This window comes from Flavobacterium sp. Root420 (genome assembly GCF_001427905.1).
In the GTDB taxonomy this organism is placed as follows: domain Bacteria; phylum Bacteroidota; class Bacteroidia; order Flavobacteriales; family Flavobacteriaceae; genus Flavobacterium.
In genome coordinates this window covers 1-458 of sequence record NZ_LMEF01000032.1, presented here as the reverse complement: position 1 = coordinate 458, position 458 = coordinate 1, and the positions used below count along the sequence as shown (strand labels likewise).

At 39.0% G+C, this 458-nt stretch carries 1 pseudogene; it reads right to left on the bottom strand.

The annotated features are described in order from the left end of the window. Positions 1 to 458 (bottom strand): annotated as a pseudogene (locus tag ASC72_RS24175) (hypothetical protein); the annotation flags it as partial.

The following is a 458-nucleotide window of genomic DNA, read 5'->3' as shown; positions in this document are numbered from 1 at the left end:
TATCTGTTGCAGATGCTGAAACAGTTACCGTTGCACCGCAAGTATTGGCATCAACATTTACATTTTGATCCCCGTTTGAAACAATTACAGGAATTTCATTATCGGTTACCGTTACRGTTTGAGTTACCTCAACCGCAGCATTTCCATTAGCATCACTTACATTCCATTTAATTGTTGTWGTTCCWACTGGATAAACATCAGAAAGTRATTTTGCATCGCTTCTYACTCCRWTTGGAGTTCCAACCGTACAATTATCTGTTGCAGATGCTGAAACAGTTACSGTTGCRCCGCAAATACCTGCATCAGCAGTTAYAGTTTGATCTCCGTTTGAAACAATTACMGGAATTTCATTATCGGTTACCGTTACAGTTTGAGTTACCTCAACCGCAGCATTTCCATTAGCATCACTTACATTCCATTTAATTGTTGTAGTTCCWACTGGATAAACATCAGAAAGT